The organism is Rhizobium cauense, assembly GCF_019511525.1.
Taxonomy (GTDB): Bacteria; Pseudomonadota; Alphaproteobacteria; order Rhizobiales; family Rhizobiaceae; genus Rhizobium; species Rhizobium cauense.
In genome coordinates, this window is sequence record NZ_JAEUAT010000002.1 from 375,163 (window position 1) to 390,014 (window position 14,852).

The following is a 14,852-nucleotide window of genomic DNA, read 5'->3' on the forward strand; positions in this document are numbered from 1 at the left end:
CCGGAGCCAGGACAGCTTAGTTTGGACCGGTTCGTACCCCTTAACGGCCTTGGCCGGCTGGGGCTCCAAGTGTGGAGCAGGCCAATGAGTGGACCGTAATTTCACCTTGAAATGCGGCGTGCTGGAAGGAAAGTGATATGAGCAAGGTCAGCGGCAGCAACGGCGGCGACTCTAAAAACACCCTGTACTGCTCCTTCTGCGGAAAGAGCCAGCACGAAGTCCGGAAGCTGATTGCCGGACCGACGGTTTTCATTTGCGATGAATGCGTCGAACTGTGCATGGACATCATTCGCGAAGAGAACAAGTCCTCGATGGTCAAGTCCCGTGACGGCGTTCCCACGCCTCAGGACATCATCAAGGTTCTCGACGAATACGTCATCGGCCAGCGCCAGGCGAAGAAGATCCTGTCGGTTGCCGTTCACAACCATTACAAGCGCCTCGCACACGCCTCCAAGAACGGCGAAGTCGAATTGGCGAAGTCGAACATCATGCTGGTCGGCCCGACCGGCTGTGGCAAGACCTACCTTGCCCAGACGCTCGCCCGCATCATCGATGTTCCTTTCACGATGGCTGACGCGACGACGCTGACCGAAGCCGGTTATGTCGGTGAAGACGTCGAAAACATCATCCTGAAGCTTCTCCAGGCTGCCGATTACAACGTTGAACGCGCCCAGCGCGGCATCGTCTACATCGACGAAGTCGACAAGATCTCCCGCAAGTCGGACAATCCTTCGATCACCCGCGATGTGTCGGGCGAGGGCGTCCAGCAGGCGCTTCTGAAGATCATGGAAGGCACGGTTGCCTCGGTACCGCCACAGGGCGGCCGCAAGCATCCGCAACAGGAATTCCTGCAGGTCGATACGACGAACATCCTGTTCATCTGCGGCGGCGCATTCGCCGGTCTCGACAAGATCATCTCCGCCCGTGGCGAGAAGACCTCGATCGGCTTCGGCGCGACCGTCAAGGCTCCGGATGACCGACGGGTCGGCGAAGTTCTGCGCGAACTCGAGCCGGAAGATCTGGTCAAGTTCGGCCTTATCCCGGAATTCATCGGTCGTCTGCCGGTTCTGGCAACGCTCGAGGATCTCGACGAGGATGCGCTGATCCAGATCCTGTCCGAGCCGAAGAACGCTCTGATCAAGCAGTACCAGCGCCTGTTCGAGATGGAAGACGTGGAGTTGACCTTCCACGAGGATGCTCTTCGCGAAATCGCCCGCAAGGCGATTGTGCGCAAGACCGGCGCCCGTGGCCTTCGTTCGATCATGGAGAAGATCCTGCTCGACACGATGTTCGAACTGCCGGCGCTTGAAGGTGTGCGCGAAGTCGTCATCTCGGAAGAGGTGGCACGCGGCTCGGCTCGCCCGCTCTACATCTATGCCGATCGCCAGGATGAGAAGGCGAACGCCTCGGCGTAACGCCGTTATTGATATCTTTATGATATCAACCGTGAATTTGAGGGGCTTGCCGTCGGCAGGCCCCTTTCTATTTCAAAACCAGTGCACGACCCTGATAAATCTTGCTAAAGAGGTCGGAAAGCGCCTCTGCTGCCGTTGCGGATTTCGACGTCCGTGGCAATTATGGAATGATTCCGTTGGTGTGTTTCGGTCGTGTGTGTTAGCCGGCGCGGAAGTGGCAAGCGCCGGTCAAGGCTGGTGCTCCAGAGTGAAGGTGTTCCGTTGTCGCATAGCTGTCATGTCCAGGGGGACACCGGCCATGGCGCAGCTTGAAAAGCATAATCAGAACCTCCACTTGTGTCTCAAGTGGAGTGCGGCCCGGTTCTAGTGGCCGCGCCAGAAGAGCCCGGAAACGGGACGATGGAAAGGAAATAAAATGACGAAGAAAACGTCAGTTGCGAGCATCGCATATCCGGTTTTGCCCCTGCGCGACATCGTCGTCTTCCCGCATATGATCGTGCCGCTATTCGTCGGCCGCGAGAAGTCGATCCGTGCGCTCGAAGAGGTCATGGGGTCGGACAAGCAGATCATGCTCGTTACACAGATCAATGCGAGCGACGACGATCCGGAACCGTCCGCCATCCACAACGTCGGCACAGTCGCCAACGTACTGCAGCTGCTCAAGCTGCCTGACGGCACCGTCAAGGTTCTGGTGGAAGGCCGCGCGCGCGCCGAGATCGACGCCTACACCGATCGTGAGGACTTTTACGAGGCTCTTGGCCATGTCCTCGAAGAGCCGCATGACGATCCGGTCGAGCTCGAAGCACTCAGCCGCTCTGTCGTGTCCGAGTTCGAAAGCTACGTAAAGCTCAACAAGAAGATTTCGCCGGAAGTCGTTGGTGCTGCTAGCCAGATCGACGATTATTCGAAGCTTGCGGATACGGTTGCCTCGCATCTGTCGATCAAGATCACCGAGAAGCAGGAGATGCTGGAAACCACCAGCGTCAAGGCTCGCCTCGAAAAGGCGCTCGGCTTCATGGAAGGTGAGATCTCGGTCCTTCAGGTCGAGAAGCGCATCCGCTCGCGCGTCAAGCGCCAGATGGAGAAGACCCAGCGCGAGTACTACCTGAACGAACAGATGAAGGCGATCCAGAAGGAGCTCGGCGACGGCGAGGAAGGCCGCGACGAGATGGCCGAACTGGAAGAGCGCATCTCCAAGACCAAGCTGTCGAAGGAAGCCCGCGAGAAGGCCGATGCCGAGCTGAAGAAGCTGCGGCAGATGAGCCCGATGTCGGCTGAGGCGACTGTTGTCCGCAACTATCTCGATTGGCTGCTCGGCATTCCGTGGGGCAAGAAGTCGAAGATCAAGTCGGATCTCAACAACGCCGAAAAGATCCTCGAAGCCGATCACTTCGGTCTCGACAAGGTCAAGGAACGCATCGTCGAGTATCTGGCCGTGCAGGCCCGCGCCACCAAGATCAAGGGTCCGATCCTGTGCCTCGTCGGCCCTCCGGGTGTCGGCAAGACCTCGCTCGCTCAGTCGATCGCCAAGGCGACCGGCCGTGAGTATGTCCGCATGGCGCTTGGCGGCGTTCGTGACGAAGCTGAAATCCGCGGTCACCGCCGCACCTATATCGGCTCGATGCCCGGCAAGGTCATCCAGTCGATGAAGAAGGCGAAGAAGTCCAACCCGCTCTTCCTGCTCGATGAAATCGACAAGATGGGCCAGGATTTCCGCGGTGATCCGTCATCGGCTCTGCTCGAGGTGCTGGATCCGGCTCAGAACTCGACCTTCATGGATCACTACCTTGAGGTCGAATACGATCTGTCGGACGTGATGTTCATCACGACGGCGAACACGCTGAACATTCCGGCACCTTTGATGGACCGCATGGAAGTCATCCGTATCGCCGGTTACACCGAGGACGAAAAGCGCGAAATCGCCAAACGGCACCTGCTGCCGAAGGCCATTAAGGAACATGCGCTGCAGCCGAATGAATTCTCGGTCAGCGACGATGCCCTGATGGCAATCAGCCAGCAGTACACCCGCGAAGCCGGTGTTCGTAACTTCGAACGCGAACTGATGAAGCTCGCCCGCAAGGCGGTTACCGAGATCATCAAGGGCAAGACGAAGTCCGTTCATGTGACGGCCGAAAACATCGACGACTACCTGGGCGTTCCGCGCTTCCGCCACGGCGAAGCTGAACGCGAGGATCAGGTTGGTGTCGTTACCGGTCTGGCCTGGACGGAAGTCGGCGGCGAACTGCTGACGATCGAAGGCGTCATGATGCCGGGCAAGGGTCGTATGACCGTGACCGGCAACCTGAAGGAAGTCATGAAGGAATCGATCTCCGCGGCGGCATCTTACGTCCGCAGCAGAGCTGTTGATTTCGGCATCGAGCCTCCGCGCTTCGACAAGAGCGACATCCACGTGCACGTGCCGGAAGGCGCAACGCCGAAGGATGGTCCGTCGGCTGGTGTCGCCATGGCAACCGCGATCGTCTCGATCATGACAGGCATCCCGGTTTCCAAGGATGTCGCCATGACCGGTGAAATCACGCTGCGCGGCCGGGTTCTGCCGATCGGCGGTCTGAAGGAAAAGCTGCTTGCAGCGCTTCGCGGTGGCATCAAGAAGGTGTTGATCCCGGAAGAAAACGCCAAGGATCTGGCGGAGATTCCGGATAACGTGAAGAACAACATGGAGATCATCCCTGTGTCCCGTATGGGCGAGGTGATCAAGCATGCGCTGGTTCGCAGACCGGAAGCGATCGAGTGGGATGGCACGGTGGAAACACCCGTTATCGTAACGGTCGAAGGGCTCGACGAAACGGGCGCAACCATAGCTCATTGAGCCATGTTTGCCACATTCGTGCCCAATTGCTTAAAAACCCTGAAAAGGCTGGCGAAAACGCCAGCCTTTTTTTGTGAAATAGCCGCACGGACTCTTGCATTTCCTTGATTTGCAGGGTCTTTGGGGTGCGGCGGGCCTGATGAACTCTATTCTGCGCCTAGCTTATAGATTTGAGTCGTTTCGAACCATTTAGAAAGGGGTGGAAACATGAACAAGAATGAACTCGTGTCCGCAGTTGCTGAAAAGGCAGGACTCTCGAAGACTGATGCTGCTTCGGCAGTTGACGCTGTTTTCGAAGTTGTCCAGGCTGAACTGAAGGGCAAGGGCGACGTTCGCCTCGCTGGTTTCGGTAGCTTCACCGTTTCCCATCGCGCTGCTACGAAGGGCCGTAATCCGTCGACCGGCGCTGAAGTCGATATTCCGGCTCGCAACGTGCCGAAGTTCACGCCCGGCAAGGGCCTGAAGGACGCCGTCAACGGCTGATATGAATTTGCTTGGCGCCGGGCAACGAGACCGGCGGTGCAAGTTTCGAAGGGTTCGGCCATGGCCGGACCCTTTTTGCATTTCGCGGCCTTGTCGGAACGCGAGCTTTGTCTTACGAAATGGCTGTTCTCAGGGCGGGGTGAAAGTCCCCACCGGCGGTAAGAGCCTCGGCTCAAGCCCGCGAGCGCCTGCCGGCCCTGGTGCCGGAAGGGTCAGCAGATCCGGTGCAACTCCGGAGCCGACGGTTACAGTCCGGATGAAAGAGAATGAGCGGAGCGGGCGAGGGCGGATTCTGCCCCAGCTGCGGTATCGCGCTCATGCGTCCTGATTTGTGTTGGTTTCGGAAAGAAAGACATGAATCAGACTTCCCCTACATTTTCCGCTTCGCGAGCAATGGTCGGCGCTGCCTGGATGGTTGCTGCGGGCCTCGCCTTCTCGATCCTCAATGTCGTCACGCAGTGGGTGACGATGAAGCTCGCTTTTCCCGCCGCCTCGGCGGCTTTCTGGCAGTACGCCTTTGCGTTGGTCTTTTCGCTGCCCTTTCTCCGGCGTGTGGGCCTCGGGGCGATGCGAACCCGCTATCCCTGGCGTCACATCATACGCGTTGCCTTGGCAGCCTTCGGCGTTACGACGTGGGTCGCAGGCCTCGCGTCCGTGCCGATCTGGCAGGCGATTGCGCTGGTGATGACGTCGCCGTTTTTCATCATCATGGGGGCGCGCATTTTCCTTGGTGAGTACATTGGCTCGGCGAGATGGGCCGCAACCGCCACCGGCTTCGTCGGAGCGATGATCATTCTGCAGCCCTGGTCGGACAGTTTCAGTTGGGCGGCGCTCCTTCCAATCCTCTCGGCGCTTCTCTGGGGCGCCTCGTCGTTGATCACCAAGAGCCTAACGGGAGTGGAACGACCGGAAACCATTACCGTGTGGCTACTTGCCCTCCTGACGCCGATCAATGGTGGATTGGCGGTCGCGGCAGGCTTCAGCATCCCGTCAGGAACGACCTTGCTGCTTTTCGTTGCGGCAGGCCTCTTGACCGTGATCGCCCAGTATTTTCTGACGCTGGCCTATTCAACGGCAGACGCCGCCTACATCCAGCCCTTCGACGATCTCAAGCTGCCGCTCAATGTCTTCGCCGGGTGGGTGGTTTTCGGTTATGCGCCGACGGGTTACTTGTGGTTGGGGGCTCTGCTGATCCTTGGGGCATCGCTCTTCATCATGAGGAACGAAATGAGGAAGGAACGGCGAACCGGCTAGCATCGTCAGAATACTTTCCGGGTGTCATTCCGCTGTCATACCCGTCCCGCAAGAAGCCTCTGTTTGAATTCATGGGGGATTTCATGACAGCTTTTTCGCACAAGACAGCGATTGTTGCCGCGCTTCTGACGACGGCCGCCTTTCCGGCCGCCGCGGAGCCTGTTTTCAACCGCATCGCAACATTCCCGGTGGCATCCAATTTGCCGGAAGGGAAAGACAAGCTTTCTGCGACTTCGGCGGAAATCATCACGGCCACCGACGACGGCATGATGCTGATCTATAGCGACAGCCCGCTCGGTGCCATTGGCTTTGTCGATATCTCGGACGCCAAGGCCCCGAAGGCCGGGGGCGCGCTGATGATGGACGGCGAACCGACGTCCGTTACCTCAACCGCTGGCAAGGCGCTGGTTGCCGTCAATACTTCCGAGAGCAAGGAGAAGCCCTCGGGACGCCTGGCGATCGTTGACATCGCCACCAGGAAGATCGAGAGCGCCTGTGATCTCGGCGGCCAGCCGGATTCCATCGCGCTTAACAAGGACAAGACCCTCGGTGCGATCGCGATCGAGAACGAGCGTGACGAAGAAGTGAACGACGGCAAGATCCCGCAGATGCCGGCGGGCGACCTCGTCGTCTTTGAGCTCAAGGGCGGAACTGTCGATTGCGGCTCGATGAAGCACGTTACGCTGACGGGTCTTGCGGGCGTTGCGCCTGAAGATCCAGAGCCCGAATTTGTCTCGTTCAATGACCAGAACGAGATCGCCCTAACCCTCCAGGAGAACAACGAAATCGTCATAATCGATGCGACGACCGCAACGGTGAAGACGCACTTCTCGGCTGGCACCGTCGATCTTGCGGGTATCGACACCAAGCGCGACGGCGCACTGAAATTCACTGGCGAACTCAAGGGTATTCCACGTGAGCCCGACGCCGTGAAGTGGCTCGACAATGACCGTCTCGTTGTCGCCAACGAAGGTGACTATCAGGGTGGCTCGCGCGGCTTCACGATCTTCGACAAGACCGGCAAGGTGCTCTACGAATCCGGCGCTTCGTTCGAACGTGCCGTAGCCAATACCGGCCACTATCCAGACAAGCGCTCAGCCGCCAAGGGCGTCGAGCCAGAAGGTCTGGAAGTGGCAACGATCGCAGGTCAGAAATACATATTCCTGCTTGCAGAGCGCGCCTCCGTCGTCGGCGTCTACAAGGATACCGGTGCCGAGCCTGAACTGGTTCAGATCCTTCCGTCTGGCGTTTCACCGGAGGGCGCTGTTGCCGTAGCGTCGCGCAATCTTCTCGCTACCGCCAACGAAGTCGATCTTGGTGAGGATGGCGGCCCGCGGTCACACGTGATGCTCTACGAGCTCGCCGAAGGTCAGCCGGCCTATCCGCAGATCGTTGCCGCCGAGAAGGATGGAAATCCTGTTGGCTTCGCAGCACTCTCCGGCCTTGCCGCAGTTCCGGAAAAGCCGGGCCAGCTGTTTGCTGTCAGCGACAGCGTTCTCGGCTCGCAGCCGACGATCTACACGATCGACGCAAGCAAGAAGCCTGCTGTGATCACTGAAACGCTAACAGTGAAGCGCGACGGTCAGCCCGCGCAGAAGCTCGACATCGAGGGTGTGGCCGTCGACGAAAAGGGCTGGTTCTGGCTGGCGTCGGAAGGCAACAGTGAGAAGCTGGTGCCGCACGCCCTCTATCACGTCAACCCGAAGGGCGAGATCAAGGAAGAGATCGCACTTCCGAAGGAGCTGTTGGCCAACGAGATCCGCTACGGTTTTGAAGGCGTGACGATCACCGGCTCCGGCGACGACGCGACACTGTGGATGGCTGTTCAGCGCGAGTGGAAGGATGACGAGAAGGGCTTCGTCAAACTCGTCTCCTACAATCCGAAGAACAAGGAGTGGGGCGCCGTCCGCTATCCGCTCGACAAGTCCGAAGCGGGCTGGGTTGGTCTTTCCGAAATCTCAGCTCACGGTGACAGCGTCTACATCATCGAGCGCGACAATCTCGTCGGTAACACAGCCAAGCTGAAGAAGCTCTACAAGGTTGCGATATCGGACCTGAAGCCCGCCAAGCTCGGCGGCGATCTGCCGGTAGTGAAGAAGACCGAGGCCCACGACTTCCTTCCGGAGTTGAAGGCCGCCACCAATGGCTATGTCCTCGATAAGCTCGAAGGCTTTGCTTTCGATGCCTCCGGCACGCCGTATGCCGTCACGGACAATGACGGTGTCGATGATTCCTCGGGTGAGACTCTGTTCTTCCAGGTCAATCTCGTCGGCACCAACTGAGGATAGCTCAGTCATGAAACAAAATGGCCGGGTCAATACCCGGCCATTTTTCTTTGTCGGTGCCCGTTTTACCAGCGCTGATGGACATAAGGAGCAACCAGCCGCTCATAGATCTCGCGCGTGGCATCCATCACCTCGTGCGACAACGGCGCGAGGCTTGCTGCCGCCGCATTGGCGCGCGCCTGTTCGGCGTTTCGCGCCCCCGGAATGACGACGGTGACGGCATCGCTCATCAGGATCCAACGCAGTGCGAAAGCCGCCATTGTCGCGCCTGATGGCACGAGCTTGCGTACTTCCTCCACCGCTTGCAGACCAACGTCGAAAGGGACGCCCGCGAACGTCTCGCCGACATCGAAGGCCTCGCCGTGACGATTGAAATTGCGGTGATCGTCGCTCGCAAATTTCGTCTCGCGCGTGATCTTCCCGGACAGCAGACCGCTTGCGAGCGGCACGCGGGCGATGACGGCGATGTTCTTGCGGCGAGCCTCCTGGAAGAACAGATGATCGGGTCGCTGGCGGAAGATGTTGTAGATGATCTGGATGCTGACGACGCCGGGATACTCGATTGCCTTCAGAGCTTCCTCGACCTTTTCGACGCTGACTCCGTAGCCCATGATCTTGCCGGCCTTTTGCAGCTCATTCAGGCCTTCAAAGACCTCCTGGCGATAAAGCACCTCGGTCGGCGGGCAATGCAGTTGCACGAGGTCGAGGCTGTCGACGCGCAGGTTCTTGAGGCTGCGATCTATGAAGGCTTCGAGATTGGCTTTGGTGTAGCCATCGGCGACATGCGGGTTGAGCCGACGCCCCGCCTTGGTCGCGACCATCGGCCGTTCGCCGCCTCGGTTCTGGAGTACGTCAGCGATGATTTTTTCTGAGCGACCGTCGCCGTAGACATCGGCGGTATCGATGAAGGTCATGCCGGCGTCGAGCGCCGCATTCAGCGCGTCACGGCCGTCAGCTTCGCTGACATCACCCCACGCCCCGCCAATCTGCCATGCGCCGAAGCCGATATTCGTGACAGTATGGGGCAAGTGGCCAAAAGAATGCTGTTTCATGGAAATCCTCCGCGTAATGAAATGCCTCGCCCTAGCAGTCAGTCGGCCGAGGAGCAAGCGCCTAAGGGGGAGATAGGGCGGTATCTCCGGGGCGTCGCCGTTTCTCCAGGGAACGAGTAAACAACACTGTTGAAAGCTCAGTCTGCTGCCGACGCATAATGGTCTCTGGCTGGTGACAAGCGGTCTGTGGTTGGGAGCGATTGGGCGCGCGATAGCGTCGCGTCGCTTGGCCAACGAAGGCGCTTGGCGTACGGTCGACCTTGCAGATAGTCACGTTCGAAAAGGAAACTCAGATGGAGATCAAACCCTGCGGCTCGCGGGCTTCTATGAAGGCGCCGGCAGAATATTTCACAGGGTTGGTTCGTCAGGATCCATTGATGGAGACACCAGCTCCGGCACGGGTGAGGGTGGTCAGCGTCACGTTCGAACCAGGTGCCCGAACCGCCTGGCACACGCATCCGCTGGGGCAGACCCTGATCGTTACTGCGGGCATGGGGCTCGCGCAGAGCGAGGGCGGTGCTATCCGTGAAATTCGTATCGGCGACACGGTCTGGTTTGCCCCGGGCGAAAAACACTGGCACGGCGCTGCACCCGATACCGCGATGACGCACATCGCGATTCACGAAGCGCTCGACGGCAGTGCCGCCGACTGGATGGAGCACGTCAGCGACGAGCAATACGCCGGAAAGGCGTGATGCCGGTCAGAGGCGCTTCAGGCAATAGGAAAAGTGCGCGTGCGATTCGACCGTCAGGAACTCGAATTGCCAGCCGTAATCCTTACAGAACTTGGTGACCGCTTCGACGACGCCATAGACGATCGGCTTGACAGTGTTCCCAGTGCAGAAATCGTGCCCCGCGATACGGCCCGTTCGTTTCACCTTCTTCTCGCAGAGCAGAAGTTCCTGCCAGGTGAGTTCGAAGGAATGGTCTGTATCGATATAGGCCCAGTCGAGAAAATCGTCCTCGAACTCGGCCAGCTTCTCGAGAGACGTGCCCTGCATCAGATGCAGCCGGCCGCTGTCGATCTCGCTCTGGAATTGGGTATGGATACGATCGAGGCCTGAACTGTAGCGATCCATGCTCCATGGGTCGATCAGATAAAGCTGCGACGGCCGATTCTTCTCCAGGATCTCGGCCGTATACTCACCGAAGGCCGCTCCAACCTCGACGCCGACGCCACCATTGGGAATACGATAGAGGAGCTCGCCGCGATCCGGCAACAGCCGTGCGTTCTCCATATGATGCGCAGCGAGTGTCGTGCGCGGCATACTTGCGCGCTGCGCCTGCCGTTCTTCGCGTGTTTTCATGATGTCATTCCTGGAGGTGGTATGTGAGATTCAATTCATTGAGAGCCAGCGTACATATAGCGAGCCATTTGGGTGCTTGGCTACCCACGAGCCGCGATGCCGGCCGGAAACTGCAGAGATGACGAACGCGTTGGCCAGTCGAAACCCCACACTTCTAAAAGAGGCTCGAACTTCCGACAGCCTCGATGTAAACGCGGCCAGACTGAGCTAATCGCCCTCGCGAGATAGGTCCGGCCCGATCCGTCGCGTCGGTGGCCGTGATCTCGCGGATCGCGGATAAAGCGCAAGAATGTTTGTGAAGGTCTTTTATTTTTATGGCGGGTGCGGCTCATCTCGCCTTTGTTCTTGGGTTTTTGAGCTGTGGATGGGCAGGAGAGGGCCGGGACGGGGCGTCTGCGCGCGGTCACCGATTACTCCTATTGTAATACACTGAATTTGCGCAGGGATTTTCGTTCTCCCAAAACAATTCGCGGACTGTCATCGTTTTGTCTCCAAAGCTGCTTGACACTGAAATGCGAACCCCTTAGTTAGCCGCTCATCGAAGCGGCGAGGCTGCTTTGACACGGACGCGAAAGCTTCCGGATCGCTTGAAATGAATGCGGGTGTAGCTCAGTCGGTTAGAGTGCCGGCCTGTCACGCCGGAGGTCGCGGGTTCGAGCCCCGTCACTCGCGCCATTTCAAGGCAAAGTGCTGTAGGGTGCTTGATCCGGTCTTTATGTCCACTATGCGCGGGTGTAGCTCAGTCGGTTAGAGTGCCGGCCTGTCACGCCGGAGGTCGCGGGTTCGAGCCCCGTCACTCGCGCCATTTCTTTCAATAGACAATTGATTTCCCAATGCGTCTGCAGGTCGAATTGTGCTCGATTCAAGCGGTATGCGCTTTGTTTTCTGTTGCGAGCCATGCAATATCCGATGGGCAGGCATGCAGCAGGAATCAACCTGCGTGGATTTTGTCGCGACATCATTGCATCTGCTTGATAATGTCGCGCCTCGACGGTGGAATTGCTGTTCTAAAAGTCTTGCGCCGTGGCGCTGGCTGCGCTAACGACGGCTCTGTTGCAACGCACGTTCGCTTGCCGGGCAATTGCCCACTTGCGCCTCCCGGCGCAGCCCGCAAGCAGGGAAGAACCTGATGACTGGACTGCTCAGTTCCTACATTCCGATCGCTATTTTCATTGGTATCGCCCTTGTAATCGGCCTGTCGCTTCTCATTGCGCCGTTTGCCGTTGCCTACAAGGCGCCTGATTCGGAAAAGCTTTCGGCTTTCGAGTGCGGCTTCAACGCATTCGACGACGCCCGTATGAAGTTCGATATCCGCTTCTATCTGGTGTCGATCCTCTTCATCATCTTCGACCTCGAGGTCGCCTTCCTGTTCCCGTGGGCCGTTTCTTTCGGCGCGATCGGTTGGTTCGGCTTCTGGTCCATGATGGTCTTCCTCGGCGTGCTGACCATCGGCTTTATTTATGAATGGAAAAAGGGAGCCCTGGAATGGGAGTAGCCCAAAGCGACAAGGCGCTCGTCGCGCCGCACCCGAAAGGCATTATTGATCCCGCAACGGGCAAGCCGATCGGCAGCGACAGTGCGTTCTTCGGCGAAGTCAATGATGAGCTGGCCGACAAGGGTTTCCTTGTTACCTCGACCCGCGATCTGATCACGTGGGCCCGTACGGGTTCGCTGATGTGGATGCAGTTCGGTCTGGCCTGCTGCGCCGTTGAGGGCCTGATGCAGGTCTCCGGTCCGCGTTACGACATGGAGCGCTTCGGTGTTGCTCCGCGCGCTTCGCCGCGCCAGTCCGACGTCATGATCGTTGCCGGAACGCTGACCAACAAGATGGCGCCTGCGCTCCGCAAGGTCTATGACCAGATGCCTGAGCCGCGTTACGTCATTTCGATGGGCTCCTGCGCAAATGGCGGCGGCTACTACCACTATTCCTATTCGGTTGTTCGCGGTTGTGACCGCGTCGTTCCCGTCGATATCTACGTGCCGGGCTGTCCCCCCACGGCGGAAGCACTGCTTTACGGCGTGCTGCTTCTGCAGAAGAAGATCCGGCGGACCGGAACGATCGAGCGCTAAGGGCGGAGGACTGTCATGAGTGAAGCCTTGAGCGAACTTTCTTCATATCTCCGCGAAATGCGCGGGGATCTCTTCGTTGATGCCTCGATCAGCTATGGCGAACTGAACCTGACCGCGACGCCGGAAACGATTCTGGCGCTGCTGACCTTCCTGCGGGACGATGCACGTTGCGGCTTTATCAGCATGATCGACATCTGCGGTGTCGACTGGCCGCAGCGCGAAAAGCGTTTCGATGTCGTGTATCACCTGCTGTCGCCGAAGCAGAACCTGCGCATCCGCGTCAAGGTTGCTGTTGCCGACGGTGACTCGGTTCCCTCGGCCACTGCAGTTTACATGGGCGCCGAATGGTTTGAGCGCGAAGCCTGGGACATGTACGGCATTCCGTTCTCCGGCCATGCCGACCTGCGTCGCCTGCTGACCGACTACGGCTTTGAAGGTCACCCGCTACGCAAGGACTTCCCGACGACAGGTTACGTCGAGGTGCGTTACGACGATGCTGCCAAGCGCGTCGTGTATGAACCCGTCGAACTGAAGCAGGAATTCCGCAATTTCGACTTCACGTCTCCGTGGGAGGGCACCGACTACGTGCTGCCGGGAGACGAGAAGGCGGCGAAGTGAAGATGAGGCTCGGATTTCTTGAAGCCTCTCTGTTCGCCGTCTCATGCCAATTGCCAGCGCGGAGCGCGTCGCTATGACTGAACATAACGTTCGCAACTTTACGATCAACTTCGGGCCGGAACATCCGTCCGCGCACGGCGTTCTGCGTCTCGTGCTCGAACTCGATGGCGAAATCATCGAGCGCGTGGATCCGCATATCGGCCTGCTTCATCGCGGCACCGAGAAGCTGATCGAGTCCAAGACCTATCTTCAGGCCGTTCCTTACTTCGATCGCCTCGACTACGTCGCGCCGATGAACCAGGAACACGCTTTCGCGCTCGCCGTCGAAAAGATGCTGAAGCTCGAGATCCCGATTCGCGGACAGCTGATTCGAGTTCTGTACTCCGAAATTGGCCGAATCTTGTCGCACATCATGAACGTGACGACGCAGGCCATGGACGTTGGCGCGATGACACCGCCGGTCTGGGGCTTCGAGGAGCGTGAAAAGCTGATGGTGTTCTACGAGCGCGCCTGCGGCGCCCGTATGCACTCGGCCTATTTCCGTCCGGGTGGCGTCCATCAGGACATCCCGCCGGAGCTGGTCGAGGATATCGGCAAGTGGTGCGATCCTTTCATCAAGGTTCTCGACGATATCGAAGGATTGCTGACTGACAACCGCATCTTCAAGCAGCGCAACGTCGATATCGGCGTCGTGTCGCTCGCGGATGCCTGGTCCTGGGGTTTCTCGGGCGTCATGGTTCGTGGTTCGGGGGCTGCCTGGGATCTGCGCCGCTCGCAGCCCTACGAGTGCTACAACGATCTGGAATTCGATATTCCGATCGGCAAGAACGGCGACTGCTACGATCGCTACCTGATCCGGATGATCGAGATGCGTCAGTCTGTCCGCATCATGAAGCAGTGCGTCGAGCGCCTGATGGGAAGTGCCAAGACCGGTCCGGTCTCGTCGATCGACGGCAAGGTCGTTCCGCCGAAGCGCGGCGAGATGAAGCGGTCGATGGAAGCGTTGATCCACCACTTCAAGCTCTACACCGAAGGCTACCACGTACCTGCCGGCGAAGTTTACGCGGCTGTCGAAGCGCCGAAGGGCGAATTCGGCGTCTACGTTGTCGCCGATGGCAGCAACAAGCCGTACCGTTGCAAGATCCGTGCACCGGGCTACGCGCACCTGCAGGCGATGGATTTCCTCTGCAAGGGGCACATGCTCGCTGACGTGACGGCCGTACTCGGCTCGCTCGACATCGTGTTCGGTGAGGTGGACCGCTGATGAAACTGTTGTCGCTCGCCGCTATCGTCCTTGTCGCTGCGTCCGGGGCCTTTGCCCAGGAGGTTGGCGGAATGGGCCCGAAACTGGGTCAGGACGAAGTGAAGCCGCCGGCGGCAACTGCCTCTCTGGGTGAGCTCTTGTCCAAGGGCTATGAAATCAAGGCCGCCGTTCCGAACGGCGGCAAGTTCGTTGTGTTTTTGCAAAAAGACCAGTCGGCCTACGCATGCGAGATGAAGTCTCTGACGGCATCGCAGTGCGGGACCATAAACTGACA

13 protein-coding genes, 2 tRNA genes and 1 riboswitch are annotated in these 14,852 nt (G+C 58.8%); of the genes, 13 read left to right on the top strand and 2 right to left on the bottom strand.

All coding sequences use genetic code 11. The features are described 5' to 3' along the window. Positions 1–137: 137 nt before the first annotated feature. From clpX to JNB88_RS05060, 5 genes are all read left to right on the top strand, one after another. A complete protein-coding gene (clpX, locus tag JNB88_RS05040) occupies positions 138–1,415 on the top strand; it encodes an ATP-dependent Clp protease ATP-binding subunit ClpX (RefSeq protein WP_016553599.1) in 1,278 nt (425 codons plus the stop codon). 415 nt (positions 1,416–1,830) lie between these two features. Beyond that, positions 1,831–4,245: an endopeptidase La gene (gene lon, locus JNB88_RS05045; RefSeq protein WP_220354509.1), complete on the top strand. Its 2,415-nt coding sequence runs from the start codon at positions 1,831–1,833 to the stop codon at positions 4,243–4,245. A 207-nt stretch (positions 4,246–4,452) separates the two neighbouring features. After that, positions 4,453–4,728, top strand: coding sequence for a DNA-binding protein HupB (gene hupB / locus JNB88_RS05050; protein WP_007531759.1), 276 nt, complete (start codon positions 4,453–4,455; stop codon positions 4,726–4,728). 121 nt (positions 4,729–4,849) lie between these two features. Then, positions 4,850–5,000, top strand: a riboswitch (FMN riboswitch). A gap of 82 nt (positions 5,001–5,082) precedes the next feature. Further along, on the top strand, positions 5,083–5,982 hold the full coding sequence (locus JNB88_RS05055; RefSeq protein WP_220354510.1) for a DMT family transporter: 900 nt from the start codon (positions 5,083–5,085) through the stop codon (positions 5,980–5,982). Between the two features lie 71 nt (positions 5,983–6,053). Then, on the top strand, positions 6,054–8,264 hold the full coding sequence (locus JNB88_RS05060; RefSeq protein WP_220354511.1) for an esterase-like activity of phytase family protein: 2,211 nt from the start codon (positions 6,054–6,056) through the stop codon (positions 8,262–8,264). Positions 8,265–8,332: 68 nt separating this feature from the next. Here JNB88_RS05060 and JNB88_RS05065 read toward each other — a convergent pair whose 3' ends face one another. Then, entirely contained in the window at positions 8,333–9,319 is a 987-nt protein-coding gene (locus tag JNB88_RS05065) for an aldo/keto reductase (RefSeq protein WP_220354512.1), read from the bottom strand. A 293-nt stretch (positions 9,320–9,612) separates the two neighbouring features. Between JNB88_RS05065 and JNB88_RS05070 the strand changes: the two genes are divergently transcribed. Next, positions 9,613–10,014 (top strand): (R)-mandelonitrile lyase, encoded by a 402-nt coding sequence (locus JNB88_RS05070; protein WP_220354513.1) that lies wholly within the window; start codon positions 9,613–9,615, stop codon positions 10,012–10,014. Positions 10,015–10,020: 6 nt separating this feature from the next. Here the strand turns inward: JNB88_RS05070 and JNB88_RS05075 are convergent, their stop codons facing one another. Next, on the bottom strand, positions 10,021–10,626 hold the full coding sequence (locus JNB88_RS05075; RefSeq protein ID WP_220354514.1) for a class I SAM-dependent methyltransferase: 606 nt from the start codon (positions 10,624–10,626) through the stop codon (positions 10,021–10,023). 598 nt (positions 10,627–11,224) lie between these two features. On the opposite strand from JNB88_RS05075, the gene JNB88_RS05080 reads away from it, so the two are divergent. The 7 genes from JNB88_RS05080 (at position 11,225) to JNB88_RS05110 (ending at position 14,850) form a co-directional block, all read left to right on the top strand. Further along, positions 11,225–11,301 (top strand) — tRNA-Asp (locus JNB88_RS05080). Between the two features lie 53 nt (positions 11,302–11,354). After that, a tRNA-Asp gene (locus JNB88_RS05085) sits at positions 11,355–11,431 on the top strand. A gap of 324 nt (positions 11,432–11,755) precedes the next feature. After that, positions 11,756–12,121, top strand: a complete 366-nt coding sequence (locus JNB88_RS05090; protein WP_056820230.1) for an NADH-quinone oxidoreductase subunit A — start codon at positions 11,756–11,758, stop codon at positions 12,119–12,121. Next, positions 12,112–12,696: a NuoB/complex I 20 kDa subunit family protein gene (locus tag JNB88_RS05095; protein ID WP_220354515.1), complete on the top strand. Its 585-nt coding sequence runs from the start codon at positions 12,112–12,114 to the stop codon at positions 12,694–12,696. The genes JNB88_RS05090 and JNB88_RS05095 overlap by 10 nt, the downstream gene beginning before the upstream one ends. A gap of 15 nt (positions 12,697–12,711) precedes the next feature. Then, positions 12,712–13,314 carry an NADH-quinone oxidoreductase subunit C gene (locus JNB88_RS05100; RefSeq protein WP_037127317.1) on the top strand — a complete coding sequence of 201 codons (603 nt, stop codon included), beginning with the start codon at positions 12,712–12,714 and terminating at the stop codon, positions 13,312–13,314. A 73-nt stretch (positions 13,315–13,387) separates the two neighbouring features. Next, positions 13,388–14,578, top strand: coding sequence for an NADH-quinone oxidoreductase subunit D (locus JNB88_RS05105; RefSeq protein WP_037127319.1), 1,191 nt, complete (start codon positions 13,388–13,390; stop codon positions 14,576–14,578). Next, positions 14,578–14,850, top strand: coding sequence for a hypothetical protein (locus JNB88_RS05110; protein WP_037127323.1), 273 nt, complete (start codon positions 14,578–14,580; stop codon positions 14,848–14,850). Before JNB88_RS05105 ends, JNB88_RS05110 begins: the two co-directional genes overlap by 1 nt. The last annotated feature ends 2 nt before the right edge of the window (positions 14,851–14,852 follow it).

Excerpts from the sequence above, each read along its gene's own strand:
- JNB88_RS05110 (WP_037127323.1), top strand. The coding sequence starts at position 14,578 with ATGAAACTGTTGTCGCTCGCCGCTATCGTCCTTGTCGCTGCGTCCGGG.
- JNB88_RS05090 (WP_056820230.1), top strand. The coding sequence starts at position 11,756 with ATGACTGGACTGCTCAGTTCCTACATTCCGATCGCTATTTTCATTGGT.
- JNB88_RS05100 (WP_037127317.1), top strand. The coding sequence starts at position 12,712 with ATGAGTGAAGCCTTGAGCGAACTTTCTTCATATCTCCGCGAAATGCGC.
- JNB88_RS05060 (WP_220354511.1), top strand. The coding sequence starts at position 6,054 with ATGGGGGATTTCATGACAGCTTTTTCGCACAAGACAGCGATTGTTGCC.
- JNB88_RS05095 (WP_220354515.1), top strand. The coding sequence starts at position 12,112 with ATGGGAGTAGCCCAAAGCGACAAGGCGCTCGTCGCGCCGCACCCGAAA.
- lon (WP_220354509.1), top strand. The coding sequence starts at position 1,831 with ATGACGAAGAAAACGTCAGTTGCGAGCATCGCATATCCGGTTTTGCCC.
- JNB88_RS05075 (WP_220354514.1), bottom strand. The coding sequence starts at position 10,626 with ATGAAAACACGCGAAGAACGGCAGGCGCAGCGCGCAAGTATGCCGCGC.
- JNB88_RS05055 (WP_220354510.1), top strand. The coding sequence starts at position 5,083 with ATGAATCAGACTTCCCCTACATTTTCCGCTTCGCGAGCAATGGTCGGC.
- JNB88_RS05070 (WP_220354513.1), top strand. The coding sequence starts at position 9,613 with ATGGAGATCAAACCCTGCGGCTCGCGGGCTTCTATGAAGGCGCCGGCA.
- hupB (WP_007531759.1), top strand. The coding sequence starts at position 4,453 with ATGAACAAGAATGAACTCGTGTCCGCAGTTGCTGAAAAGGCAGGACTC.
- clpX (WP_016553599.1), top strand. The coding sequence starts at position 138 with ATGAGCAAGGTCAGCGGCAGCAACGGCGGCGACTCTAAAAACACCCTG.
- JNB88_RS05065 (WP_220354512.1), bottom strand. The coding sequence starts at position 9,319 with ATGAAACAGCATTCTTTTGGCCACTTGCCCCATACTGTCACGAATATC.
- JNB88_RS05105 (WP_037127319.1), top strand. The coding sequence starts at position 13,388 with ATGACTGAACATAACGTTCGCAACTTTACGATCAACTTCGGGCCGGAA.